Annotated in this window: 23 protein-coding genes and 3 pseudogenes; 8 read left to right on the forward strand and 18 right to left on the reverse strand. The window is 64.8% G+C overall.

Annotation, left to right across the window (positions count from 1 at the left end; genetic code table 11):
• Positions 1 to 189 precede the first annotated feature (189 nt).
• From lnt to FFS18_RS07025, 4 genes are read left to right on the forward strand one after another with little or no spacing between them, the layout of a single operon-like run.
• On the forward strand, positions 190 to 1944 hold the full coding sequence (gene lnt, locus FFS18_RS07010) for an apolipoprotein N-acyltransferase (RefSeq protein WP_502704169.1): 1755 nt from the start codon (positions 190 to 192) through the stop codon (positions 1942 to 1944).
• 51 nt (positions 1945 to 1995) lie between these two features.
• Complete coding sequence (metK, locus tag FFS18_RS07015) at positions 1996 to 3219, forward strand: methionine adenosyltransferase (RefSeq protein WP_120215224.1); 1224 nt, start codon at positions 1996 to 1998, stop codon at positions 3217 to 3219.
• Positions 3220 to 3270: 51 nt separating this feature from the next.
• Positions 3271 to 3984, forward strand: a complete 714-nt coding sequence (gene trmB, locus FFS18_RS07020; protein ID WP_137870334.1) for a tRNA (guanine(46)-N(7))-methyltransferase TrmB — start codon at positions 3271 to 3273, stop codon at positions 3982 to 3984.
• Positions 3985 to 4029: 45 nt separating this feature from the next.
• Complete coding sequence (locus tag FFS18_RS07025) at positions 4030 to 5499, forward strand: tyrosine-type recombinase/integrase (RefSeq protein WP_234715715.1); 1470 nt, start codon at positions 4030 to 4032, stop codon at positions 5497 to 5499.
• 113 nt (positions 5500 to 5612) lie between these two features.
• Here the strand turns inward: FFS18_RS07025 and FFS18_RS07030 are convergent, their stop codons facing one another.
• The 9 genes and pseudogenes from FFS18_RS07030 to FFS18_RS07070 form a co-directional block, all read right to left on the reverse strand.
• A complete protein-coding gene (locus FFS18_RS07030; protein WP_054586779.1) occupies positions 5613 to 5834 on the reverse strand; it encodes a DUF2274 domain-containing protein in 222 nt (73 codons plus the stop codon).
• The gene (locus FFS18_RS07035; protein ID WP_054586778.1) at positions 5831 to 7039 is read right to left on the reverse strand and encodes a TraB/TrbI/VirB10 family type IV secretion system protein; all 1209 of its coding nucleotides are present in this window, start codon (positions 7037 to 7039) and stop codon (positions 5831 to 5833) included. The genes FFS18_RS07030 and FFS18_RS07035 overlap by 4 nt, the downstream gene beginning before the upstream one ends.
• Positions 7036 to 7887, reverse strand: coding sequence for a P-type conjugative transfer protein TrbG (gene trbG / locus FFS18_RS07040; protein ID WP_084758132.1), 852 nt, complete (start codon positions 7885 to 7887; stop codon positions 7036 to 7038). The genes FFS18_RS07035 and trbG overlap by 4 nt, the downstream gene beginning before the upstream one ends.
• Positions 7884 to 8567, reverse strand: a complete 684-nt coding sequence (trbF, locus tag FFS18_RS07045; protein WP_054586777.1) for a conjugal transfer protein TrbF — start codon at positions 8565 to 8567, stop codon at positions 7884 to 7886. The genes trbG and trbF overlap by 4 nt, the downstream gene beginning before the upstream one ends.
• A gap of 6 nt (positions 8568 to 8573) precedes the next feature.
• The gene (gene trbL / locus FFS18_RS07050; protein ID WP_054586776.1) at positions 8574 to 9854 is read right to left on the reverse strand and encodes a P-type conjugative transfer protein TrbL; all 1281 of its coding nucleotides are present in this window, start codon (positions 9852 to 9854) and stop codon (positions 8574 to 8576) included.
• A complete protein-coding gene (gene trbK-alt / locus FFS18_RS07055; protein ID WP_158500036.1) occupies positions 9851 to 10141 on the reverse strand; it encodes a putative entry exclusion protein TrbK-alt in 291 nt (96 codons plus the stop codon). The genes trbL and trbK-alt overlap by 4 nt, the downstream gene beginning before the upstream one ends.
• Positions 10107 to 10316, reverse strand: a pseudogene (locus FFS18_RS07060) (P-type conjugative transfer protein TrbJ); the annotation flags it as partial. The pseudogene FFS18_RS07060 and the gene trbK-alt, both read right to left, overlap by 35 nt.
• Before the next feature lie 115 nt (positions 10317 to 10431).
• A complete protein-coding gene (locus FFS18_RS07065) occupies positions 10432 to 10752 on the reverse strand; it encodes a DUF736 domain-containing protein (protein ID WP_054586768.1) in 321 nt (106 codons plus the stop codon).
• 254 nt (positions 10753 to 11006) lie between these two features.
• Positions 11007 to 11438 carry a hypothetical protein gene (locus FFS18_RS07070; protein WP_054586767.1) on the reverse strand — a complete coding sequence of 144 codons (432 nt, stop codon included), beginning with the start codon at positions 11436 to 11438 and terminating at the stop codon, positions 11007 to 11009.
• Between the two features lie 293 nt (positions 11439 to 11731).
• On the opposite strand from FFS18_RS07070, the gene FFS18_RS07075 reads away from it, so the two are divergent.
• Positions 11732 to 11923, forward strand: a complete 192-nt coding sequence (locus FFS18_RS07075) for a hypothetical protein (protein ID WP_054586765.1) — start codon at positions 11732 to 11734, stop codon at positions 11921 to 11923.
• Between the two features lie 353 nt (positions 11924 to 12276).
• Here FFS18_RS07075 and FFS18_RS07080 read toward each other — a convergent pair.
• From FFS18_RS07080 to FFS18_RS07110, 7 genes and pseudogenes are all read right to left on the reverse strand, one after another.
• Positions 12277 to 12498: pseudogene (locus FFS18_RS07080) on the reverse strand (IS110 family transposase); the annotation flags it as partial.
• A gap of 292 nt (positions 12499 to 12790) precedes the next feature.
• Positions 12791 to 14380, reverse strand: a complete 1590-nt coding sequence (locus FFS18_RS07085) for a long-chain fatty acid--CoA ligase (protein WP_054586762.1) — start codon at positions 14378 to 14380, stop codon at positions 12791 to 12793.
• Positions 14381 to 14435: 55 nt separating this feature from the next.
• The gene (locus FFS18_RS07090) at positions 14436 to 15392 is read right to left on the reverse strand and encodes an alpha/beta hydrolase (RefSeq protein WP_058814572.1); all 957 of its coding nucleotides are present in this window, start codon (positions 15390 to 15392) and stop codon (positions 14436 to 14438) included.
• On the reverse strand, positions 15389 to 16561 hold the full coding sequence (locus tag FFS18_RS07095) for a serine hydrolase domain-containing protein (protein WP_054586760.1): 1173 nt from the start codon (positions 16559 to 16561) through the stop codon (positions 15389 to 15391). The genes FFS18_RS07090 and FFS18_RS07095 overlap by 4 nt, the downstream gene beginning before the upstream one ends.
• Complete coding sequence (locus FFS18_RS07100; RefSeq protein ID WP_054586759.1) at positions 16558 to 17478, reverse strand: ROK family protein; 921 nt, start codon at positions 17476 to 17478, stop codon at positions 16558 to 16560. Before FFS18_RS07100 ends, FFS18_RS07095 begins: the two co-directional genes overlap by 4 nt.
• A gap of 2 nt (positions 17479 to 17480) precedes the next feature.
• The gene (locus FFS18_RS07105; RefSeq protein WP_234715714.1) at positions 17481 to 18587 is read right to left on the reverse strand and encodes a glycoside hydrolase family 68 protein; all 1107 of its coding nucleotides are present in this window, start codon (positions 18585 to 18587) and stop codon (positions 17481 to 17483) included.
• 98 nt (positions 18588 to 18685) lie between these two features.
• Positions 18686 to 20809 carry a TonB-dependent receptor gene (locus tag FFS18_RS07110; protein ID WP_054586758.1) on the reverse strand — a complete coding sequence of 708 codons (2124 nt, stop codon included), beginning with the start codon at positions 20807 to 20809 and terminating at the stop codon, positions 18686 to 18688.
• Here FFS18_RS07110 and FFS18_RS07115 point away from each other — a divergent pair.
• From FFS18_RS07115 to FFS18_RS07120, 3 genes and pseudogenes are all read left to right on the forward strand, one after another.
• Positions 20735 to 22408: an MFS transporter gene (locus FFS18_RS07115; RefSeq protein WP_137870335.1), complete on the forward strand. Its 1674-nt coding sequence runs from the start codon at positions 20735 to 20737 to the stop codon at positions 22406 to 22408. The two genes, FFS18_RS07110 and FFS18_RS07115, sit on opposite strands and share 75 nt — an antisense overlap.
• 87 nt (positions 22409 to 22495) lie before the next feature.
• Positions 22496 to 22618 (forward strand): annotated as a pseudogene (locus FFS18_RS17890) (helix-turn-helix domain-containing protein); the annotation flags it as partial.
• A 6-nt stretch (positions 22619 to 22624) separates the two neighbouring features.
• The gene (locus FFS18_RS07120) at positions 22625 to 23488 is read left to right on the forward strand and encodes a substrate-binding domain-containing protein (protein WP_411342304.1); all 864 of its coding nucleotides are present in this window, start codon (positions 22625 to 22627) and stop codon (positions 23486 to 23488) included.
• A 72-nt stretch (positions 23489 to 23560) separates the two neighbouring features.
• Here the strand turns inward: FFS18_RS07120 and fixJ are convergent, their stop codons facing one another.
• Together fixJ and FFS18_RS07130 are read right to left on the reverse strand one after the other, a co-directional pair.
• Complete coding sequence (gene fixJ / locus FFS18_RS07125; protein ID WP_054586755.1) at positions 23561 to 24181, reverse strand: response regulator FixJ; 621 nt, start codon at positions 24179 to 24181, stop codon at positions 23561 to 23563.
• Entirely contained in the window at positions 24171 to 25580 is a 1410-nt protein-coding gene (locus FFS18_RS07130) for a sensor histidine kinase (RefSeq protein ID WP_234715713.1), read from the reverse strand. The genes fixJ and FFS18_RS07130 overlap by 11 nt, the downstream gene beginning before the upstream one ends.
• Positions 25581 to 25779 lie beyond the last annotated feature (199 nt).

Here is a 25779-nt window from a genome sequence, read left to right on the forward strand (position 1 = left end):
AGCAGAGGCAGAATGTCGCCTTCGGCTGCTACCCACCCCCAGCCCCTCCCTAAAAGGGAGGGGAGAAGACACGTCCGCAATCGGTCGAAACTGGACAAAGCGTTTTTCATCGTCCCCCCCCCACCTCGCGCAAGCCCACCGATGCACGCCCGATTGTCGCGGCCTCGCCGCATCGCTATGGGAACGCATGTGACCGCGCTCCTCCCCCGCATCGCCGCTTTCGCCGACCGCTGGCCCAAGCTTGTCGCCCTTGCGCTCGGCGCCGTTTCGGCAACGGGTTTTGCGCCGCTCAACCTCTGGCCGCTGACCCTGCTCGCGTTCGCGGGCTGGATGGCGCTCGTGGCGCGCAGCCCGAGAGGCTGGCGGACGTTCGGCGTCGGCTGGGCGTTCGGAGTCGGGCATTTTGTCGTCGGACTGAACTGGATCGCGACGGCGTTCACCTATCAGGCGGCGATGCCCGCGTGGCTGGGGTGGATCGCGGTCGTGCTGCTGGCGCTGTATCTGGCGGTGTATCCGGCGCTGGCCGCGTGGGGTGCTTGGGCGATGACCAAATTCGTCGCCCCCGCGAAGGGTGTCGGGAGGCACGTGACTCCCGACACGGCCGCTCGCAGTTTACACAGCAGCCAAGGCCCAACACTGACAACGGCCCCCGCATTCGCGGGGGCGACGCTGTCCTTCTTCCTCGCCTTCGCCGCGCTTTGGACGCTCACCGAATGGCTACGCAGCTGGGTCTTCACCGGCTTTGCTTGGAATCCGCTGAGCGCGATCCTTGCACCGATGACGCCGATGCTCTCACCGACACGGCTGGTCGGCACCTACGGAATGTCGGCGATCGTCATGCTAGCCGCCGGGTTCATTCTTGTCCAAGCGATGCGATGGCTTCCAGCATGGCGGCGAGCGCTCGGCCCGTCACTGAGGGATGGCACATTTCCGACCATCATACTCGGCGGCATATTGGTCGCAGCGGCAGTGATCACTCTGGTTTTTGCCCAAGCGAGCGCCGTGGGAAATTTCGTCGATACCGCCGTCAACGCTACGGCCACACCGCAACCCAAGGCCGTCCCCATCACCGTCGTCCAGCCCAATGTCGGGCAGGCCGACAAATGGGTCGGTGCCAAGGCCGACGCCAATTTTGCCAAACTCGCGGGGTTGACTGCGCCGAAGGACGACACCCCGCGCCTGATCCTGTGGCCCGAGGCGGCGGTGCCCGACTATCTCGAATGGGGCTATCCCGCGGTCTATTATGACCGCTCGCCCGCCGCGGCGCGGGCGCGGCTGACCGCGCTGATGAACCCCGGCGACCTGATGCTGCTCGGCGCGCTCAAGCTCGAACTCGACAAACAGGGCGACGTCGTCGGGGCGCGCAATGCGGTGATGACTGTCCATGCCAACGGCACCCTCGGCGCGCGTTACGACAAAGCGCATCTGGTGCCTTATGGCGAATATCTGCCGATGCGCCCGATCCTGTCGGCGATCGGTCTGTCGCGCCTTGCCCCTGGCGATATCGATTTCTGGCCCGGCCCCGGGCCGCGCACCCTCGACCTCGGCGCCTTCGGCCGCGCGGGGCTGCAAATCTGTTACGAGATCATCTTTTCGGGGCAGGTTGCCGATCGCGACCACCGGCCTGATTTCATCTTCAATCCGTCGAACGACGCCTGGTTCGGCAGCTGGGGTCCACCGCAGCATCTGGCGCAGGCGCGGCTGCGCGCGATCGAGGAGGGTCTCCCCGTCATCCGCGCCACCCCGACCGGGATCAGCGCGGTGATCGACGCCGATGGCCGCATCCGCGAATCGCTGCCGATGCACGCCGCGGGACGGATCGACACGACGATCCCGCCCGCCCACGCCCCGACGCTGTTCGCACGTTATGGTAATATTCTGCCGGTCGGATTTGCGCTGCTATTGCTTGCCGCAGCCATTGCCTTTCGCCGCCGCGGACGCTAACAGCGCCCTCACATAAAGCTTCCTTTATATCCGATTCACAGAAGGTTTCCCATGCGCAACAGCTTCCTTTTCACCTCCGAAAGCGTGTCCGAAGGGCATCCCGACAAGGTTGCCGACCAGATCAGCGATTCGATCGTCGACCTGTTCCTGTCGAAGGATCCCGAAGCGCGCGTCGCCTGCGAAACGCTGACCACGACGCAGTTGGTGGTGCTGGCGGGTGAAATCCGCGGCAAGGGGATCATGGATGAGGACGGAAACTGGGCGCCCGGCGTTCCCGAGGAAGTCGAAGCGACGGTGCGCGCCACCGTCCGCGAAATCGGTTATGAACAGTCGGGCTTCCACTGGCAGACCTTCCGTTTCGAAAACAACCTGCACCCGCAGTCGGCGCATATCGCGCAGGGCGTCGATGCCGGTGAGAACAAGGATGAAGGCGCCGGCGACCAGGGCATCATGTTCGGTTACGCGTCGGACGAAACCCCCGACCTGATGCCCGCGACGCTCGATTACAGCCACAAGATCCTCGAGCGCATGGCTGCTGACCGCAAGGCGGGGATTGCACCGTTCCTCGAGCCCGATGCCAAGAGCCAGGTGACGCTGCGTTACGCCAATGAACGCCCGGTCGAAGCGACCGCGATCGTCGTGTCGACCCAGCACGCGCCCGGCTATTTCTTCCACAACGGGGACGGCGACGAAGCGAAATATAGCGAGCTGCGCAAATATGTGCTCGGCGTGATCGCCGATGTGCTGCCCGCCGAGTTGCTGACCGCGAACACCGTCTATCACATTAACCCGACCGGCTGTTTCGAGATTGGCGGCCCCGACGGTGACGCCGGGCTGACCGGCCGCAAGATCATCGTCGACACCTATGGCGGCGCATCCCCGCACGGCGGCGGCGCGTTCAGCGGTAAGGACCCGACCAAGGTCGATCGCTCGGCGGCGTATATCACCCGCTATCTCGCCAAGAATATTGTCGCAGCCGGGCTCGCGCGCCGCTGCACGATCCAGCTCAGCTATGCGATCGGCGTCGCCGAGCCGCTGTCGATCTATGTCGACCTGCACGGCACCGGCACCGTCGAAGAAGGCCGCATCGAAGCCGCGATCCCGCAGCTGGTGCGCCTGACCCCGAAGGGTATCCGCACGCACCTCGGCCTCAACAAACCGATCTATAAGCAGACCGCCGCCTATGGCCATTTCGGCCGCACCGCCGACGGTGACGCCTTCCCGTGGGAGCGCACCGACCTCACCGACAAGCTGAAGGCCGCGCTGGCCGCCTGACCGCGATCGGGGGCGCTTGCCGCCCCCGTGTTGCGCGGCTAGGGGCGCCGCATGACTGCTTATAAATCTGGCGATCCGACGACGATCAACCGCCTTTATGGCCGGTCGAAGGGCAAGCCACTGCGCGCCGGGCAGCAGGAACTGGTCGATACTTTGTTGCCGCAGATCGCGGTGCCGGATGCTGGCGAAGTTTCCGCGCAGCGTCTGTTCGGACAGCCATGTCCGCTGCATTTCGAGATCGGTTTCGGCGGCGGCGAGCATATGGCGGCGCGCGCCGACATGCTGCCCGATCATGGTTTTATCGGTGCCGAGCCGTTCATCAATGGGGTTGCGCAGGCGCTGGTCCATGTTGCCGGCGATCATGGCGCGAAACTGCCGCTGGGCAATGTCCGCATCCACCATGGCGACGCGCTGGAGGTGCTGCAGCGAATCCCCGACGGCGCGCTGAGCTTTGCCTATCTGCTCCACCCCGATCCCTGGCCCAAGGCGCGCCATGCCAAGCGGCGAATGATGAACGACGGCCCGCTCGACCTGATCGCAGCCAAGCTGAAGCCGGGCGGCGAGTTCCGCTTCGGCACCGATCATCCGATCTATCTGCAACATGCGCTGATGGTCATGCGCCGCCACCGCCACCAGTTCGAATGGCTGGCGAAGGACGCATCGGATTTCCAGAACCGCCCCGGCGGCTGGCCCGAGACGCGCTACGAAGCCAAGGCGCGGCGGCTGGGGCACGAAGTCTGGTATATGCGCTGGAGGCGTAGATAAGAGTGCTATAGAGTTGAAAAGGCTAGTTTTTTCTAGGCCTTCCCTATGCTATCTTTTCTCCAATTACGCGGCAATTTCCGTCACGGTGATTGCCCGGTGATTGCTGGAAACGCCGTATTGGGAGACCCATTTATGGCACGCGGAAAGATCACAAAACGCTCTATCGATGTTCTCATCGCAAGTAGCGAAAATGACATCCTCTGGGATGATAGCATAAGAGGCTTCGGCGCCAAGCGAACAAAATCGGGGGCCGTTTCATACGTCCTGCAATTTCGAATGGGCGGACGAGAATCAAAGACCCGCCGATATACGATCGGCAGTCACGGCTCGCCTTGGAGCCCAAGCACGGCGAGAGCCGAAGCGGAACGGCTGTTCATTCTAGTCGCCCAAGGCACGGATCCAGGAGAGGCGGAGCGGCAGCGCCGGCGTGAGGCGGTCGATCTGGCATTCGACAATTATGCCGATCGATTTGTCGACTCTTGCGTTGGCAAAGGTTGGAAGCGGCTCGCGGAGCAAGGCCTGAGACTCCATGTGAAGCCGGTGTTGGGCTCAAAGCCCCTGCCGCGGCTTGTTCGGTCCGATATTATTGCGGTGATGGACCGAATGCCGAGGGAGCAGATCGGCAATATCCGAAACGTCTTTGCAGTGATGCGCCGGCTCTTTCGCTGGGCGGTGGGCCGTGGGGACATCGACCGCAGCCCGATGGAAGGGATGGAGACTCCGCCTGCCGTTACCCCGCGCGACCGCTGGCTGTCGGACCAAGAGCTCGCCCGCGTTTGGCTCGCGGCGCCGCACACGCACCATTGCTTCGGCCCAATCATTCGGCTGCTGATCGTCACTGGACAGCGACGAGAGGAAGTTTCGTCGCTCCGCTGGGAGGAAGTCGACCAAGTCGAACGTATGTGGACCTTGCCAAAGGAACGGGCAAAGAATGGCAAGTCGAACCAGATACCACTGAACGATCTGGCCGTAGCCGTTCTGGATCAGGTGGCTGGCGCAGCAAAATGGCCGCGTGCCGGGAAGCTGTTCGCGACGGCGCGCGGAGGCGCTTTCACGGGCTACAGCAAGGGCAAAGACAAGCTGGTTTTGCTCTTATCGCAGGACGGCGGCGAGCCTGTGCCCGACTGGCGTCTGCATGACCTGAGGCGCACGCTCGCAACAGGGTTTCAGAGGCTCGGGATTCGCTTCGAGGTTACCGAGGCTGTGCTGAACCATGTGGGAGGTTCGCGTGCGGGTGTAGCCGGAATATATCAGCGCCATGATTGGAAGGAAGAAAAGCAGGAAGCGCTAAAACTTTGGAATGATCATGTTTCCTCGGCCATCCAGGCAGCAACGAATGCCTTGCGAGCTTTTCCGCAGCCTGCTCCAGCTTCGGACCCGACGGACCGTCAAGATGCTCGCGCCAACGACGCATCGCGCAATGGCGAAATACAACGCCGAATGGTCTCTAACACCAGGAAGGTTGAAAAAGTGCCCGCCCGACGAGGACGCGGGCGGGCAGGAATGAAGGTCTAGCCCTTGCAAGAAAGGCGAGCTCTTCTGGGTCGCCCAGCGCCCTTAGGCGCCGCCCTTGCCTGCCGATTGTATGAAAACGCCAAAAGCGACGCGCATGATGCGGAATGCAGCCCTCAGCGCTGCCGCCGCGCACTCGCGAACCCGCGGTCAGCGGAAATGAAGCGCTCGATCATTGGGACCGCAATCTTCTCGGGCGCCAGCGGCTCGGCGAGGCCCGTGGCCTTCGCGTGGATCTCGGCATAGACAAGCAGATCGCGGTGCAGCCGTCCCGGAACCTCGATCGTCAATTTGACCGGCTTGTCATCGGCGATCGGTCCAAGGCGAAGCGCGCTCATCCTTCGCTGCCCTTGTTCTCGAAGACGAGGTCGCGCGTCACGATGACGCGCAGCGTGTGGCCGGGGCGGATCGTGAGCGTAGGCGGCACCTTCATCTCGCGCTCCACGATCCGCTGACCCGCCTGGTTCACGCTGTCCTGCGCCCCGTCCCGGAGCGCCCGAAGGAGGGCGTCATCGCCGCCCGATCCCGTTTCGACACCGATGCCGAGCAAGGTCGATATCAGCGCGGCGCGCAAGACCCGACCCCAATGATGGTCGGTGCGATCGGCGAGGCCTGCCCGGCCCGACGCGTCGGCCCCTGGCTGGCGATCGAGCGCGAGCGAACGGCCGCCCGGAAGGATGAGCCTCTCCCAGACGAGCAGCACCCGGTTCTGCCCGTCAGCGATCTCGCTGTCATATTCGCCGATCAGCCGAGCACCCTGCGGGATCAGCAGGATGCGCCCGGTGGGGCTGTCATAGACATTCTGCGTCACCTGCGCCGTGACCTGCCCCGGGAGGTCGGAGCGGATGCCGGTGATGAGCGCGGCCGGAATCACACTGCCCGCCTGAACCACATTGGGCGACGAGGGCGCGACGATCCGCGCCGCGCTTTCCGTCGGCCGCGCACTGTCGCCACCGAGGAAATCCCTCCGCTTTCCGGCCAACGTTTGAACGGCTTGGGGATTGCCGGGCGCAGGTGGCAGTGCCGTATCGCCCAAGACCGGCACAGGCGATGGAAGAGATGCCCCGCCACCAAGAAATATCTGGCTGGCCCGAGCACTGTCGCGCTCCTGTGCTACCCTCGCGCGTGCCTGTTCGGCGGCAGCTGTCCGGGAGTCAGTATGCGGCGCGCCTATCGGGGGCATGGGTACCGCCTCGCCTTTCTCGCGCGCCGAGAGAATCGGTCTCCCGAGGTCGCCGGGGAGCGGGTCGCCGAGCTTTGGAATCTTGTCATAAGCACCCGGCGCACCGGTCACGAGTTCGGACCGGTTTGCGCGATCGCTGTTATGGAGGTTTTCTGCTACCTTCGGTTCCGTCGACTGCAGCGCGTAGAGCAGCGCGCCGCCAATCGCGATGCCCGCGGTACCGCCCATGATGGCAAGCGCCTTGCGAGAAAGACGCACGACCTTCGGAGGTTCAGCGCCGAGCCGGAAAGGTTCGGCACCGGAGGGGGGGGCTGCTGCGGGCCCCGTCACAATCGCATCGTCTCGTTCCGGCGCGCTCATGAGCGGCCCCCGCCGCGCGAGGCGCGTTCGATGATCACCTTGCGCGCCGCGCGGCCGGCACCCATCCGCAGTTCGCCGCGCTCGAACAGCCGGTCGACGATCATGTAGCGTCCCTGGACACGGTAGTTGAGAAGCTCCGCCTCTCCTTTCGCACCGGTGGCGAACAGCGGCGGCATCTCACCTGTCGCGATATCGTCGCCGAATTCCACGAAGGTCTGCCGTCCGTCGTCGAAGACCCTTACCGGGCGCCACCCGGGCTTGTCGCCAGAGAGCCGATAGCGAAAGTTGAGGGCGCCGAGGTCGAGCCCCGCCGCGACCGGGGCGGTCCGCTCGCGCTCTGCTTCGGCCATGCGCAGCGCGATGAGCTCGGCTTCCGGATAGGACCAGGACACCGATGCCATATAAGTTGCGGGCGTTGCGCGCAGCTCGATATGATAGGTCCGCCTGCTCGTGTTGATGACGATATTCGTCACGATGTCGGGCCGCGTTGGTTTCACGAGGATATGCACGCGGCGCGCGGAGCCGCTGCCGCTCACCGTGTCGCCGATGATCCAGCGCACCGTATCGCCGGCGGCAACGGGCCCCGGCCCGACGAGCTCCTCACCCTCCTGCAGCACGATATCGGTGACCTGCCCCGGCGATGCGTAAACCTGGTAGAGTGCCCCTTCGGCCCAGGCATATTTCTGGATAGCATTGAGGAAGGTGGCCCGCTCGGGCTGGACACGGGCGGCATCATTCGCGCGCCCGACATTCTGGCGCGGATCGCGGCTTTCAGCGGCAAGCGAAGGCGACGCGAGACCAAGCAAGGCGGCGCCGGCGAGAAGAAATTCGGAGGAAACTGGCTTCATTGATTGAGCTCCTTGGACCATGAAATAGCGGACACAAAAACGCCAAGCGGATTGCGGCGCAGCGCGTCCGGGGTGCGCGGCGGTACATGGGTGACGGTGAGGATGGCGGACCAGCGCGATGTCTCGATCAGGCTGCCGTCCTGATAGCGGCGCTCGGTCCAAGCGATCCGAAAGCTGTTCTTCGAGGCGCGGATCACGCTCGACACATCGACCGCGACCTGGACCTTGCCGACCTCGGCGAAGGGGTCGTTATTGCGCGCATGGTCGTTGAGCGCCTGGGCGCCCGTCGCCGTGGTGAAATCATAGGCCGAAAGCCAGTCCTTGCGCAGCACGACCGGATCGGCGGGGATCGAGCGGACATGCTCGATGAAACGCGCGAGGTGAAAGGCGGTCTGCGGGTCAGTCGGCTTATAATCCCCGTCCGCCGGGGCGACCGCGCGAGCCTCGCCGAGTTTGTCGACTTCGACCACCCAGGGCGTGATCGTACCGCGCGCCGAATGCCAGACGAGGCCGCAGGCGAGACCGCCCGAGAGGAGGAGCGAACCGAAAAAGGCGAGGCGCCAGTTCTTCGCCTGCACCCGCGCCGAACCGATGCGATCGTCCCAGACCTGCGCGGCGCGCTGATAGGGCGTGACGGGCTCCGGCGTGCGGCCATAATGATTGCTGGGTCTTCTGAACATGTTCGATCAGTCCTTTTCGCTGATGTCGGGAGCCGAGGCGCCGCCGTGGCTGTCGCCGCCCTTGAGAGTATGGGCACCGATGGTCGCACCCTGCGTCATCACCTGGCGGCGGCGCATTGTGGCCGCCCATGCGGGAGGGCCGTCGGCAGGCCGGGAAGGCGCAGCGCTCTCGGCGGACCCGCTGCGCCCGGCCTCGAAGTCGGCCCGCAGCTTCTCTGCGGCGCGGCGGAGCGGCGATGCGGCGCCGCTGGCGGCACTGCGCGCGACATTGGCCAAGCCGGAACCGACCGCCCCTGCCCCGCTCTTCCCGGCCTCTCCCGCGGAATAGGCCGCCGAGGCGCTGCCGGCCCCGCGCGCGCTGGCTGAAGCGGCGCCGCGTGCCGCGGTGGCCACCGCGCCGCCGGCGAGCGTCGCGCCGGCCGCACCGGCGGCGAGCGTGGCGCCCGCCGCGACGGCGGTCCCTGCAGCCGCACCGGCGCCGAGCTGCGGCCCGCCCGCGACGATGCCGTTGGCGACGCTGGGGCCGAAGATACCAAGGCCGAGAAGCGTCAGCGCGCCGAGCGCGATCGCCATTGCCTGTTCGATATCGGGTTCAGGGCCGACGCTGGCGTCGAGGAAGCGGTCGAACAAGGTCGTTCCGATGCCGGTGATGACCGCGAGCACGAGCAGCTTGATGCCCGAGGAAATGATATGACCGAGCACGCGCTCGGCCATGAAGGCCGTCCGCCCGAAGAAGGCGAAGGGGATGAGGACGAAGCCCGCGAGCGTCACGAGCTTGAACTCGAGGATCGTCACGAACACCTGCACCGCGAGGATGAAGAAGGCGAGCACGACGATGATCCAGGCGACAAGCAAGATCAGTATCTGCATAAAATTGACGAACAGGCCGATCGGCCCCAACAAATCGGCCGATGCATCGAGCAGCGGCTCGGCGGCTTCGAGCCCGGTCGCCGCGACGAACCCCGGACGCATGAAGTCGCCGATCGCCATGGCGCCGCCGCTCGCTTTCAGGCCCAGCCCAGCGAAACTTTCGAGCATGATCGTCGCCAGGCTCTGGAAATTGCCGATGATGAAGGCAAAGACGCCGATATAGAGCGTCTTCTTGACGAGACGCTGGAGGACATCCTCGTCGGCGCCCCACGCCCAGAAGAGCGCCGCGATCGTTACGTCGATGACGATCAGCGTCGAGGACAAGAAGCCGACTTCACCTCCGAGCAGCCCGAAGCCGCTGTCGATATAGGTCGAGAAGACCGACAGGAATTGATCGATTACCCCGGTGTCGTTCATTTTTCGTCCTTCTCTTGACCAAAGAAGTGGCGGCGCTTCGTTTCCCAAGCCGCCTCGCATTCGGGGTCCGCGACCGTGACGGTTCGGCAGCGGCGGAGCGTCTCGCCAAGCTCGGGCCCTGCATCCGCTCTGGAAATGTGACCAGAAACGGACGCACGCGGCGCGGGCGGGTCGACCGCCGCCAGAAGCGCAAGCGTCAGCGCCATGCCGCCCACGATCGCTCCGGCGACGAGCTTCCCCGCCCGGCCCATCTCAATTGCCCTTGCGGAAGCGACGGAAGCGCTCACGCCCTTCGGCCTCGGCCGCCGCCGCGCGCGCGGCATCCAGCATTTCGGCGCGGCCCTGCGCCGCGATCGCGGCGGCGAGGTCGCCGAGTTGCTGCGACTGGAGCGCGAGCAGTTGGTTGCCCGCCTGCGCCGCCTGCAGCGCGCCGGTCGCCGACTGGCTGGCGGTGACCAGCGTCGAGATCGACTGGCGGGCCGCGCCCATATGGCAGCACAAAAAGGACGGCCCGTCGGACCGCCCTTCGATGTCTTGCAGCGATCGGCTCCGCCCGAAGGCGGAGCCGGGGATCCCGTCAGGCCGGCGGGTTCCAGATGATGACCTTTTTCATCGGGTCGTCGCCAGGGGCGTTGGCGACATTGCCGTAGATGGTCCCGAATTCGGGGGCCGACATCGTCACCGACACATATTCGGCGCCGTTGCTCTGCGAGAAGCGCTTCCAACCGGCGCCCAGTTCGAATCCGTTCTTGCGGCTGAGGATGCGATAATCAGGCTCGTTTTCCTTGATCTTGCGGCCATTCGGCACGATCGCGATCGGCGCGGTGACGTTGAGGGTGGCCAGCGTACCTTCGAAGCTGCCGTCGGCCTTGACGTGGAGATTGGCGATGGTGGGCATGAACTTTCTCCTTCGGTTGCTCGGGGACTTTCCCGATGGCGCCGGAAGAAGGGACCGCGAGCTGCCGTCACCGAGCGGCACGCGAGGGCGAACCCCGCATGGGGTTGACGGCCAGAGGCGAGCCGGGCCCGCAGAAGGGCGACAGGAAGGGACAGGCCTCGAGCGACGGAGACAAATGCCCTCACGGCCATCGAGGGACGGGCACCGACAGAATTGGCGGGCCACTCCCAACTACCGCTCCCGATTCCGTTCGATCAGTCGCAGCGATGCGAGCCCCAATATTTGGCCCACTGCGCCGTGAGACCGCTGCGGACCATCGCGCAGGAGACATCGCCCGAGCGGGGCGACGTGCAGAAGGCGGCGGTACGGGTGCCGCCGGCCCCGCCGCGCGACACACAGCGCATGGCCGGCCCGCGAACAAGAATATGGCCCGTCCGGTTCCGCCCCTGCGGCTCCCCCAGCAGACGGGCGAGATGATCGCGCGCCGCTATGGGGTCGGCATCGGGACAGGGATGGCCTGCGCTGCAGCTGCCATCCATCTCGCGCGCCGCGACGCCCGAGAGACGGACATGCGGCCCTTCGGCGCACCAGATCGGCCCGTCGCCGTCCCACACTGCGAGCGGAGTACATGTGAAGGACTGGCCGGACGGAACGACCGAGGCGAGCAGGAACAGAGCGAACATCAACCCGCCCTAACGCTGAGGATCGACCGATTCAAACGCCCAAACCGACCCAAGCGCCAAAGGATGGCGCGAAGCGCCCACAAGAAACGCGCTCTTGGCGAGCCCGCCGCCGGGCGGCGTGCGCGCGGGCTTGGGGGCCAGCCGCCGCCCGGCAAGGATGGCGAGCCAAGTGCGCTGCGCGGCCAGAACATCGCGCGGCCCCTGGCGCCGCGTGCCGGCGCCAGAGCACGCCCAATCGAGCCGCGCTCGATCCGGCAGCGGCAACTGCCCGGCGTTCAACTCTTGGAGCGAATGACGTGTCGCGGTTCGCCGCACAGGCCGCATGGGGCTTTCAACAATTCGAAGCCGCGAGCACCGCCGGCAGCCTGCGTTGCGGTGCCGGCCTGCGCAACGGACGAGAGATCGAGCCGATCCGCGATGCATTCGTCGCAGAGTGGCGTTCCGTCCATGCGCCGGACCAGCGCCTCGACACGTTCTGCCGTTGTTGATCTTGTAGCCATGCGTGTGCCGTAGAGATGTATCGGGATTCGCGAAAGCCACGAGCGTGCGACTGCTAGTGGCCGGAAGGAGACGGTCTTCTGTGGATGGCTCCCGCGTTGCAAGCATAAATTGACGTTCGGCGTTCTGGTCGGTTGCAGTCGTCTGTCCGGCCTGTTGATGCAGTCGGTAGGGACTGCTGGCCCTGATGGAGTCCGCGAACCGGGTCCCGATCGGCTTATCAGGCTATAGCGCCTTTGACTGTCCATGGGTTGTCCCGGCTCCCGGTCTGACCGGTATCGCCATCACATCGCATCGCGCTTACAACATCGTAAGGCTGATCTCCTCAGCCAAGCTCCTTCTATTATCCTGCCAGCATCGGGGCATGATGGCGCTGATAAACTTGCCCGCGCGTCATGAGCGCCCAAGCGATCCGGGCCATCTTGTTCGCCATGGCGACCGTGGCGACCCTCACCGGCTTGCGGGCCAGCAGGGCGACAAGGCGCGGGTCTGCCGTGTCAGGCTTGTATTTCGCGCGGCGGACCAATGAGGTCGCGCCTATGACCAGCAGTCGGCGCAGATATTTAGCCGTTGACACTCCGCTGGCATGCTAACGGAGCGCCCGGCGCCAACTCGCCCAGACCGAGTTCCGCGGCGAACGAACTTCCCAAGGCGACATATTCAGGGTTTCCGACCGGCTTGCGATGGCCTTGATACATCATGATCCCAAGGACCGCCGTCGCGCCCAGCGCGAGTAACAACGCCGCTCCAACAATCGATCGTTTCAGACCGCGGGGCATGCTCGGTTCTTTCGCCAATACCGGATGTTCGTTCGTCATAGGGCGGCGCGACACGTGCGACGGCGACCTCGGACGCGCCTAGGCTGCTGATAGCGGAGCGACCGAAAGACAATCCGCGTAACGTCCGCGCAAAGCCTTCTTGTCGATTTTGCCCGTAGCGGTGAGCGGAATGTAGTCGAAAATGACCCGGTCGGGCAGCCACCAGCGCACAAGCCTGGGCTCGAGCCAGGCCCGAACAGCCTCCTCATCCAAGACGGATTCGGGCATGCGCTCGATGACGAGGAGCGGCCGTTCCTCCCACTTGGGATGAAACACGCCGACAACGGCCGCGATTTTGACGCCGGGGCAAGCGACGGCGACATTTTCGATGTCAATCGAACTGATCCATTCGCCGCCCGATTTGATGACGTCCTTCTTCCGGTCGGTGATGCGCATAAAGCCATTCGCATCTACAGTGGCGATGTCGCCGGTATCGAACCATCCGTCGGCGTCGAGCGCACTGACCGACTGCCGGTAATACCGTTCCAGAACCCAAGGCCCACGGACGAGCACGTTGCCTGCCGCGACACCGTCGTGCGGCAAGTCCTGACCATCATCGTCGACAATCTTGAGCTCGACGCCGAACTGGAGCCGGCCTTGCCGCGTCCAGATGATGTCGTTCATTTCATCATGGCCTAGCGCTGCAACCTTGGGCGTCGGCGTTGCGAGCACGCCGAGCGGCGACATCTCGGTCATGCCCCAGATCTGGCGAACCTTGACGCCATATTGGGTCTCGAACGTCTCCGCCATCGCGCGCGGCACGGCCGACCCGCCAATCACGACACGCTCGAGCGTCCCCGTGTCCTCGCCCGTGCGGGCGAGGTGATCGAGATACATGGTCCAGATTGTCGGCACGCCGCCCGAGAAGGTGACGCCCTCGGACTTGATCAGCTCTTGCAGGCTCGCTCCGTCGAATTTGTCGCACGGAAATACGAACTTCGCTCCGTTAATCGCTCCCGCGAATGGGAGGCCCCAGGCCGTCGCGTGATAGAGCGACTGGCACGGCAAGATCACGTCGAAGGCAGAGAAACCGAGCGCGCCCGACAGACCGGCGACAAGCGCGTGCAGCACCACCGAGCGGTGCGAGTAGAGCACGCCCTTCGGATCGCCGGTGGTGCCCGATGTGTAGCAGAGAAAGGCCCCGCTGTTCTCCTCGAGGTCGGGCCAAAGGGTTGTCCCGGAAAATTCAGCGATGCGCCGATCATAGTCATCCCCGGTCAGCATCACGAAATGCTCGATCGTATGGAGCGCGGGTTTCAGCCGCTCGACGATCTCGTGCAGATTGGCGTCATAGAGAAGCACCCGGCTTTCGGCATGGTTGATCGTAAATGCGATATGTTCGTCCGGGAGCCTCGGATTGGCGGTGTGGAGAACAAGCCCCTTCCCGGGCGCAGCAAAAAACAGTTCGAAATGCCGGTGCGTATTCCAAGCGAGCGAGCTGATCCGGTCCCCCGGTTCGAGCCCGAGGCTCATGAGCCACTCGGCCCCCGCCGCCGCTCGCGAGAGCGCACCCGCATAATCGTAACGAAAGAGCTTGCCGTCGCAGTCCTTCGATACGATCTCGCGATCGCCGTGCGCTGTCGCTGCAAAGCGCAATATCTGCGAAATGTTGAGCGGCAGGTTCTGCATCAAACCCGGGATTGTCATCTAGCATGTCCTCAACCTGATCGCGGCCAGCCGCAGTCTACCCATTCGCCAGCAAAGCTTGCAGCCGCGCGACGACCTCATCGGTCGCCTCGGCGGCAGCCGGTATGATCCCGGCAAAATGCACGAAACCATGCGTCAGATGATCGAACTCCAGGAGTTCGGAGCGAACCCCCGCATCTCGCAGGCGTCCGGCGTAGGCAACGGCCTCGTCGCGCAGCGGATCGACCGATAGGACGACCGTCAACGCACGCGGCAAGCGCGAGAGATCGTCTGCCTTGAGAGGCGAAAGGCGCGGATCGGCGGTGTCGGCGCCCTGCGCATAATCGGCGACACACACCGTCAGACTCGCGCGGCGGAGCGTCGGATCAGCGTCGCGAACGCGGGACGGATAGTCATTCTCGCCGGCGTCGAGGTCGACGGCCGGGTAGAGCAGGAGCTGTGCATCAAAGGGCCGTCCCTCTTGGGGCTCGTCGCGCATAGCGATGCAGATTGCGGCCGCTAGATTGCCGCCGGCGCTATCGCCGCCGATGATCGCTGGCAAACTATCACCGCCGAGGGACGACCGATTGGCGGCAATCCAGCGCGCGGCCGCGAGGCTGTCGTCAAATCCCGCCGGGAAGGGATGCTCGGGGGCGAGACGATAGCTGCTGGCCACCACCACCATCGAGAGATCCCGGCATAGCCGGCGGATGGTATGATCGACGGTGTCGAGGTCGCCGATGGCCCAGCCGCCGCCGTGAATATAGTGCAGCGTCCCCGTCGGCTCGGTCGATGGACGGTAAATCCGGAGTGGGACCTTGGCGTCGCGCGTTTCGATCTGCCGGTCTTCGATCGAAGCAACGTCTATGCGGCCGCCCGGCCCAACGATCATCGGGATCATCGCGGCAGCCTGCGCCCGAAGCGTCGGATAGTCGACGGGCCCCGGCGGCACGGAAGGCAGTTGGTCGACAAGTTGCTGCAATACTGGGTCGAGCGCCACGATAAACTCCGTCAATAAGTTGGAATGGAAAGGCCGAGGATGCGCGCCAGCGCATCGACGACGCGGTACACTTGTGGGTCCCTGACGCCGGGTTGGCCGGTGCGGTTGCGGACATAGGCAAAGCTGACACCCGAGGATGGGTGGGCAAAGGCGAGCGAGCCCCCCGCCCCGTCATGGCCGAACGATCCCTCGCCGAGCATCGGCTGGATCGCCCATGGCAGCATGAGGCCCGCGCCCCAGGTCGGACCGGCGAAGTCCTGACCGAAAGGCGTTCCCGAAGACACGGTACGACAGGCGTCGCGAAGGCAATCCTCCGAAACAAGCGGAGCCTGGCCGACGCTACCGATCGCCTTCGAATAGAGCCGCGCGAGCGAGCGCGCGTCGGCGACACCATTTGCGCCCGCCAGTTCGACGCGCTGCACGGCGGGATCGTTCATGGCGTCGGCGAGACCGCTCATCCGCGCGGGGAAAAGGCCATTCAGCGATATCGCGCGCGCTGCGATCGATGACGGGTCAAGTTCGGGCGTGTCATATTCGGCCGGAACCTCGACGGCGGCAATGGGCGACTGCGCGTCGCCGCTGCGGCCAATCTGTATGTTGAGTTCCAACGGCCCAGCAAGATTGGCGCGGAACCATTCTCCGATGGTCTGGCCGGTCACCCGCCGCATCAGTTCCGACGTGATCCAGCCCACGGTGATCGCATGATAGGCGTGTGCCGTGCCCGGTTCGAACAGCGGAGCTTCCGCCGCAAGCCTTGCTGCCATCGCGGCTATATCGGCCAGGCCTGCGATCGTGATCGGTCCGCTTATCAGGGGAACGCCAGCCTGATGTGCGAGCGCCTTGCGGACACTGATATCGCCCTTGCCGTGCGCCGCGAACTCGGGCCAGTAGTGCGCGAGCGGCAGATCGAGATCGATCCTGCCGTTCGAGACCTGCGACAGGACGCACAGTGCCGATATTCCCTTGGTGACCGAGAAAACGGGGACGGCGGTATTGCGATACCAGGGGGTTTGATCGCTGGCATCTGCCGAGCCGCCCCAGAGATCGAGCACCGGCTGGCCGTCACGATAGATGGCGCAGGCGGCCCCGCGTTCGCCGCCCTCCTGGAAGTTCGCTTCGAATGCGTCGCGGCACGCCGCGAATTGCGGATCGACGGTGCCCTGAATTTGGGAACGGTTGGTCAAAATTTTCCCTCCTTGGTTCGGGCATCGATCAACACGGCTTCGCCGAGCGCGACGGCGCCAAGCGGCCCGGCCCGGTCTCCGAGCGCCGGAAGCGTGACCAGATCTTCGGCCGCGTCGCCCGGGACGAAGGGAAGATAGCCAGCCAGGTCCGCGACGACATGCTGCCAGGCGCGTTCGAGCAGAAAGGAGCGGCCCATGCCGATCCCGCCGCCTATCAGGATTTTCTGCGGGCTCGTTACCAGCAGAAGAGCACCGATCAGCTGGGCCAGGTCGTGCGCGACAAACGACCAGCGCGGATCATCTGCCCGTATTTCCTCGCCCGCCCTGCCGAACCGCGCCTGCAGCGCAGGACCCGACAACAGGCCCTCGATGCAGTCGCCATGAAACGGGCAGCTACCCGAAAACTCGTCGCCGTTTGCGCGCCGCAATCGGAGATGCCCGATCTCGGGATGGAGCGCCCCGTGCACGGGGCGCCCTCCGAGCAGCAAGCCCCCGCCGACGCCGGTGCCGAGCGTCAGATAGCAGAGGCTGTCGAGGCCCTGTCCAGCGCCCCAGCGCCATTCGGCAAGGGCCGCGGCATTGACGTCGGTATCGATACGCCACGGGCAATCCGCGACCGCGCCCAGCGCACCCGCGATATCGGCTCCGCTCCAGCCTGCCTTGGGCGTGGCGAGCATTGTGCCAAAATCCGTTGCACCCGGATCAAGCCGCAGCGGACCGAAAGAAGCTATTCCGAGCGCGGCAAATCCTTCGCGCCGCTTCCACCCTTCGAGCGTGTCGACGAGGGCGCCGAGCGTTTCATTTGGCGTCGTCGTCGCAAATCGCGCGCTCGCCAGAATTTCGCTCCCGCGGGCAAGGACAGCCAGCGCTTTCGTCCCCCCCAGTTCGATGCCGGCGATTGTCTTCATAGGGACCATAGCTATCGCGCGATCCCTGCCTTGTCGCCTGCCAGCCACAGATGAACGAACGGCGCAAACGCGCCGCCGAAGTTCCGGTCATCGCCGCCGCTCCAGTCATCGACAAAGCTCGTGACGGACAAGTCGGGCAGTACGAACCAGCTATAGGCCTGCGCCGGCGCGGCTTCGGGATTGGCGAACACCAGCCCGCTACCATTGACCGGGCGCCAGCCCTCGAAGAGCGCGGGGGATACCATTGCGTAGAGCCCGGTCGGGCCGGCAGGCCCCGACGGCGCAAAAACATGACGCTGCGTCGACCAGAAGAGATAATAAAGGCCGGCGTGGAAAATGATGTGCGGTCGCTCGAGTTCGTTGTTGAGCGTGTCTGCGCTGACGATCGGCGGAAGGAGGGTCCAGCCCTGCTCGCCGCATTGTCGGCGAACAATTCCGATGACGCCGTTATATTCGGACCGCGAGCGCGCCTGCGATCCCGCGAACAGCAGATAATCATCGCCTCCCGCCGGATCACGGAAGAAGGCCGGATCGCGGAACGCCTTGATCTTCCCAACCTCGCTCGGGCCGCCGCAGGTGGACATATAATGCTCGAGGTCGATCGGGACGATTTCTTCCAGCTCGCGCCAATCGCCAAGCCTGGGTGCCTCGCCCGACAGGTCGAGCGTCGCCAACGCTGAAAATAAACGCTGCTCGAAGGTCAAAATCTGCTCGCCGCGACGCCCGGTAGCGGTAAAATATAGGGCGACGGTCGCAAGGTCCGCGGAAGCGACGGCCGACCCCGACCATTCGCGGCTACCGGGTGAAAAGCCGTCTGGCATGGCCGGCCCGAGGTGCCGCCATCCTTCCGCGCTGTGCAGCAGCAGGTGGATGCGTGCATGCCCGTGGCGCTCGTCCGGGTCGGCGAAGCGCGGCGCGCCGAGTGCCATCCACAGCTGCCTGCCACCGGCCAGGATGATCGGCTTTCCGGCCTCGTCCTGCACAGGCCAGGCGTCCCAGACGCCGAGATCGGGAGCGATCGGTGCGAAATCTTCCTCGCTGAGCAGCGGCGCCCGCAGAACGGGCGCTGCGTCGATCGCCTCGATATGATCACCCGTCCAGCGAGCCGGAACCATCATGATAATTTCACTCTCAAATATTCGAAAACCGGACGGACGCGCCGTCGAACATCGGAATCAAATGAGGGGGCGAGCGCCGCTGCGCTCGCCCCTCCTGATCAATCGATGGTGGTGCGCAAGCGCAGGCCGATGGTGCGCGGATAAGGTCCGGCGAGCAGCAGACTGTTGCGAACGAAAGACGGACCGCGTTCGTCGGCGAGATTCTCGCCGAAGATCGAAAGTTCCCAGCGGTCCGTGCGGATTCCCGCACTGGCATTGTAGAGCGAGTAGGGCCGGACGACATAGCCGTCGTACATGACCCGGCTGCTGGTGCGGCTGGCCGCACCGTTGAGGAAGAAGCGCAGGTCGCCGCTGCCGAGCGGCCGCTCGAAATCGGCATCGAGACGATAATTATACTTCGCTGTGCTCGAGAGGCGCTCGCCATTGGCGACGTTGGGAAGCGAGGCGGTGACGGCGGGATAGATGTCGCGGAATTCGCTGTCGTTCCAGTTGGCGACCGCGCCGAGATTGAGGCCATCGATCGGGGTGCGCCACCGCGCTTCGAGATCGACCCCCGTCGTGCGGGCTTTGCCGACGTTCGCGAACGCGGAAACGCCGAACGGCGTGAGACCGAATTGCAGATCCTTGAAGTCGATGCGGTAGACGTTGAGCCCGAGCTGGACGCGGCCGTCGGCGAGCTTCGCCTTGATGCCCGCCTCATAGTTGGTGAGCGTATCGGGAGCGAGCGCGATCGAGGACGGAATTCCCGAGGCCTCGACCAGCGAGGCCTGGAACGGCGTCTGGGTAATGCCGCTCCGGAATCCCGTGCTGACCGTCACGAAGGCGGTCAGATCGTCGGTCGGGAACCAGGAAAGGTTCGCGCGCCACGTCACCTTGTCGGGTTTGGTTTGCCCCGAGCCCGTTCCGGTCAGGATCGAGTCCGCATCGAAGCGTCGATTGTCCTTGTAATAGCGGATGCCGACCAGCGGCACGAGCTTGCCGCCGAACAGATCGTAGCTGATTTCGCCGAAAGCGGAATAGTTGCGGGTCCGCGTATCGTTGAACCCACTGATGGTGAGCGCGGTCAAGTTGGCATCGAAGCTGAAGAGCGCCTTAGCATTCTGGTAGAAACCGCCGACCAGCCAGTGGAACGGACCATCGCCGTTCGAGCGAAGCTGGATTTCCTGCGCGAAGCTGCGCGCATCATAACCGTTGAAGAGCGCGCCGGTGCCGAGCGGTCCGAAGGTCTGTCCGGTCAGATAGCCATATTCGGCATCGAGATAGCTGGTCGAACTGCTGAGGATCGCGGCGCCGGCGTCATATTCGACCGACACGCTGTAGAGATCGAAATTCCCGTTCTCATATCCGCGCGTGGTTCCGCTGAACCACTGCTGGGCAGGCTCAAGCTGGTTGATGCTCTGCGTATAATTCTGGCGCGGTTCCCAGTGCGCGGCCTGCGCCCGGATGCGCAGCGCGTCGGTCGGCTGCCAGAGCAGGACCGCCCGCACGTCGCGGTTGGTGACGTCGTTGGCATTCTTGAACGACGGCCCACCGGTCGCCGGCGTCTCGCTGAAGATATCGACATAGCCGGCACGCTTGTCATAGCCGCCGCTGATGCGGATCGCGAGCCGATCCTTGATCAGCGGCACCGAGATCGCTGCCGACACCCCGTAGTTCAGCGCGCTCGCATCATCCATCTTCGCGATCGTCGCCTCGCCGCGCATCTCGAAATTGTCGAGATCGGGCTCGCGCGTATGGTAGATGATCGTGCCCCCTGCCGAACCCTGCCCATAGAGTGTACCCTGCGGCCCGCGCAGGACCTCGATGCGGTCGATATCGATGAAGCGGAGCGGCGGCGCGATCGGCGAATTGGGAATCGCGAAGGGAACGTCGTCGATATAGTAGCCGATCGGCGAGTCGCCGATGCCGCCCGCGGCTCCCACGCCGCGCAGCGAGAAGGTCTTGATCACCGAGCCGACCTGTTCGCCCGGCGAAGCACCCGGGATCGAGTTCACAAGATCGGTCGTCTCGCGGATTCCGCGCTCTTCGAGCTGCTCGCCGCTGAAGGCCTGGATCGCGAGCGGCGTGTCGATCAGCGACTGCGAGCCCTGGCGCGACGCCGTCACGACGATGTCGCTGTCACTGCTTTCCGTCGTGGAAGCTGCATCTTGCGCCATCACCGGAGTGATCAATGCGATATGTGCAATGCCGGTAAAGGCGGCGGCGGTCAGGCGGCGTGTCATAGGTCCTCTCCCCATAAGCTGCGAATCCGCGATGGAATACGCAATCGATTGCGTGCGGTTTACGCAATCGATTGCGCAGTTGTCAACTCTCTGTTACCCGGCGGCAACGAATGTAGGTGGAGAGCACGCATGACAGGACCGACCGACCTTCCGAAAGGCGCCAAAGTCGGCACTTCGACGAAGCTTTATTACGGGAGCGGTCAAGCCGTCGACGCCATCGTCCAGGCGATCGTCAACACCTTCCTCCTCTTCTATCTCACCGCCGTATGCGGGATGTCGGGGGCTGCCGCCGGCAGCATTTTCCTGATCTCGCTTGGCGTCGACGGGTTGCTCGATCCGTTCATCGGGCGGCTCTCGGACAATTGGCGGTCGCGCTGGGGCCGCCGCCTCCCCTTCATGACGATCGCGCTTCCGCCCATGATGATCGCCTCGGCGCTGCTGTTCACGCTCCCCGCCAATCTCGCCGGCGGCGCCCTCTTCGCTTATGTGCTGGCGCTCAACATCGTCCTGCGTGTCGGCCTGTCGGTTTTCGCGCTCCCTCATTCGGCGCTGACCGCCGAACTCAGCGACGATTATGGCGAGCGCTCGATTATCAGCACCTACCGGGCCCTGTTCATCGTGCTGGGCACCGCGGCCGCGCTTCTCCCCGCCTTCGGCTTCCTGTTCGCCGAAGACGGCGCGCTCCAGACCCGGCCGCCCTACCAGTGGCTCGGGCTCATGACCGCCTGCCTGATCGGCGGGTTCGGGTCGGTCTGCGTGGGGGGGATCTTCAAGACCGTGCGCAGGCTGCCGATGCCGCCCGGCGAGGCGACGGGCACCGGCTTCCTGTCGGACATGGCACAGCTGTTTCGCAATCCGTCCTTCGTGCCGATGTTCGGCGGCGCGGTGCTGGTGCTGGTCGGCCAGGGCGCGACGACGGCGCTCAACCTTCACGCGTACCGCTATTTCTGGGAGCTGCCGACCGCCTATATGCAGCTGCCGCTGCTCGTTCTGCCGCTCGGCATGCTGCTCGGAACCCTCGCCGCAGGCCTCTTGCTGCGGCGCATCGAAAAGCGCGACGGCGTCGTCGGCGCGATCACGCTGCTCGGCGTCTACCAGATCGTCATCACCCTGCTCGCCGTCACCGGCGTCATTCCCGCGGGGTCGATGATCGCGGTCGTTCTCGTCGCGATCAGCGGCTTGCTCTTCGGCGGCTGCGGCGCGCTCTGCTTCGTCTGCTTCTACTCGATGATCGCCGACGCGGTCGATGAGCATGATCACCTCTTCGGCGTGCGCCGCGAGGCCCTCTATGCCGCGGCGCTGATGGTCGGAGCCAAGGCTGCCACCGGTCTCGGTGCCTTCCTTTCCGGACTCGGTCTCCAACTCATCGGGTTCGTGGCGCCGGCGAAAGCGAGCGGGATCGTCCCGCCGGATATCGCCACGTCGGTGGGTCTCCTATGGGGCCTCGGCGGCGCGCTGGTCGTGCTCGCGGCCATCCCCTTTCTTCGGCGATACAGGATCGATCGGTCGCATCATGCGGCGGTCCTCGAAAGCCTTGCGGCGCGCAACGCCGATCACAACACGGCACCGAATTTGACGCCGGACCTTGCGCAGGCCTGATCGGCGGTGCAATCGATGGCGTAACGCAGACGGGCGAGTGGAATGGAACTGGAAAAGGTGCGCCCAAAGTCGGGCCGGGCAGTCAAGATGACGGACATTGCGCGGATCGCGGGGGTATCCTCGTCGACCGTGTCGCGGGCGCTTGCCGATCATCCCACCATTCCCGAGGCGACGCGAAATACGATCCAGGCGCTGGCGAGAGAGCATGGCTATGTCGTGAACCGCGCCGCGCGGAACCTGCGCCAGAGCCAGACGCAGACGATCGCCGTCGCGGTCCCGCTTGGCCACGAGCGCGAGCAGCTGATTTCAGACCCCTTCTTCCTGCGCCTGTTCGGACATCTCGCCGACGAGATTTCGCAGCGGCGCTACGACATCCTGCTCGTGCGCGAGCCCTCGCCCGACGCGCATTGGCTAGGGCGCCTCGTTCAGTCGCAGCGCGCCGACGGCTTCATCATCGTCGGGCAGAGCGACCAGCATCAGGCCCTTAACCTTGCGGCCCGCGACTACCGCCCGCTGGTCGTCTTCGGTTCAGAACTGCCAGATCAAATCTATTGCTCCGTCGGCTCCGACAATTTCGAGGGCGGCCGGCTTGCCACGGACCATTTGCTCCGATCCGGCCGCAGGCGCATCCTGTTCCTCGGTCCCGCCGAACTGCCGCAGATCGACCTCCGGCTGGACGGTTACCGGCAGGCGATCGGCGATCATGGCCTGTCGGTCGACGAGAGCTTCGTCCTGCCCGCGCATTTTACGGGACCCTCGGCCCATGACGCGGTGCGCGATCTTCTCGCGCGGGGGGTGGAATTCGACGGCATCTTTGCGGCCTCTGACGGCATCGCGCTGTCCGCGATCCGCGCGCTTGAGAGTGCAGGCATGCGCTGCCCTGACGACATCTCCGTCGTGGGTTTCGACGACAGCGATCTCGCCTCGCAATCCCATCCGGCGCTAACCACCATTCGGCAAGATGTCCCCGGTATCGCGGCGACGATCGTCGATCATCTGTTTCGACGGCTGGAAGGGGAAGGCACCTATTCGTCGACGCTGCCGGTGAGCCTCATCCTCCGGGAATCCGCTCCCGGCTGAAAACACAGATGGCCGAAACCAGACTTTCCGCTAAGCGATGAGGCGACGGCAAAAGCGGCCCATAAGCGCTCGCTATCGCGGCGCGTCGAGCTGGATGATCGTCGCCATCCGCACCAGATCGGACAATGTCTTCGCCTGCATCTTCATCATCGCATTCGCGCGGTAGACCTCGACCGTCCGCGCGCTAATTGAAAGATCGAAAGCGATGGCCTTGTTCGCCTTGCCGGCAACAAGACCGTCGACGACTTCCCGCTCACGCGCCGAAAGCGCGGCCATCCGTTCGAGGATTGCCTGCCGTTCGGCCCGCGCACTTTCGCTCCCGGCCTGCACCGTCAGCGCGCGCCGGATGGCGCCGAGCATGACCTCGTCATCGAACGGCTTCTCGATGAAATCGGCGACACCCGCCTTCATGGCCTGAATGGCGAGCGGAACATCGGCATGGCCGGTGATCATGATGACCGGGACTGCCGCGCCTCGCGCCTTCAGCGCCTCGACCAGCTCGATACCGCTCGTGCCCGGCATCCGCACATCGGTCACCACGCACGCGCCTTCGAGCGGCGGCGAGGCTTTCAGGAACGCATCGGCGGACGCGAAACCCCGGACGCGAATTTCGGCACAATCGAGAAGAAACTCGAGCGAGCCTCGAGCGCCGTCGTCATCGTCGATCACATAGACGATCGGATCACTCGCCATCATATAACTCCTCTTGACCCATCCTCGGCAAGGTGAAGCTGAACTGTGCCCCGCCGCCAGGTGCCGGATCGACCCAAATCTTTCCGCCATGCGCTTCGATGATCGTGCGCGAGATCGACAAGCCCACGCCCATACCGGTCCGCTTCGTGGTTATGAAGGGCTGAAACAATTGCGCCGCGACGGCCGGGGCAATGCCGGGGCCATTGTCGGTCACGGTGACCCGGGCCATGTCACCATCGGCCTCGATCGCTATCGTCAGCTTGCGGTCCCCGGCAGCCGTTTCGGCAAAGGCGTCGACCGCGTTGCGGACGAGGTTCAGCACCACCTGCTGTATCTGTACCTTGTCCACGAGCACCAGATCGACGGCGGTATCGAAGGCGAAGCGAATGCGAATATCATGTTCGCGCGCGCCGACCAGCGCAAGCGCGCTCGCTTCTTCGACCAGCTTGGGCAGGCTTTCGACGGCGCGCTCGGTTTCGCCGCGCGCGACGAAATCGCGCAGCCGCCGGATGATGTCGCCCGCGCGTAGCGCTTCCGCGGCCGCTTTTTCGACGGCGTCGGCCAAGCGATCGTGCGGGACATCGTCGCGCGCAAGCAGCATCCTGCTGCCCCTGAGATAGTTGGCGACCGCCGACAGCGGCTGGTTGATCTCGTGCGCCAGCGCCGATGCCATCTCGCCCAGACTGGTAAGGCGGGAGACGTGGACCAGTTCGTTCTGCAGTTCCTGCAATCGCACCTCGGCCTCCTGACGTTCGGTGAGGTCGCGAATGAAACCGGTGAAGAAGCGCTCGCCGCCGGCTCGCATCTCCCCGACCGATAATTCGATCGGGAAGGTCGATCCGTCGCGCCGTTCGCCGACGACCACCCGACCGGTTCCGATGATCCGCTTCTCGCCGGTCCGGTAATAACGATCGAGATAATCGTCATGCGCGGCGCGATAGGGCTCGGGCATCAGCATCCGGACATTCTTGCCCACCGCCTCTTCTGCCCGCCAGCCGAACATGCGTGTCGCCGCCGGACTGAAATCGCGGATCGCTCCCGCCTCGTCGATCACAACCATGGCGTCGGGGACGGTTTCGAGGATCGAACGCAAATGAGCCTCGCGTCCCGCCAGCGCCGCGGCTCCCTCCTCGGTTTCGACGCGGGCGTGTTGGAACCACTCGCCGCCCAGCGAGATCGCGAGCGAGATCACAAAGAAGGATCCGGCGGCGATCAGGCTGCCGCCCTCGACGGGTCCGATGCGGCTGTCGCACCATAGGCCGGCGGCCGCCCCAGCAAGCGCGGCGAGCGTGCCCGCGCGCAGCCCGGAAAGCGCGCCCGCGACCACGACCCCCGGCACGAAAAAGATGAAGGTCGCGCGCTGACCAAGCTCGGCCGCGAATAGGAGGCGAACCGCCATGCCGGCCGCGACGAAAAGCAGGGCGATGCCAAAGGCGGCCAATACCGGAAGGCGCGGAAGAAAGCGGCTCGTCAGGCGGGCACGGCGGACCTCCGGTAAATCCCTTAGGGGAGATACGGTAGGGACATCATCCAAATTTCCGTGCTCCTCGTTCAGGCCTATTTCGTCTCCATCGACGGCATCTATGAACCCCTGCCGC

This window comes from Sphingopyxis sp. 2PD (assembly GCF_005503695.1).
Taxonomy (GTDB): domain Bacteria; phylum Pseudomonadota; class Alphaproteobacteria; order Sphingomonadales; family Sphingomonadaceae; genus Sphingopyxis.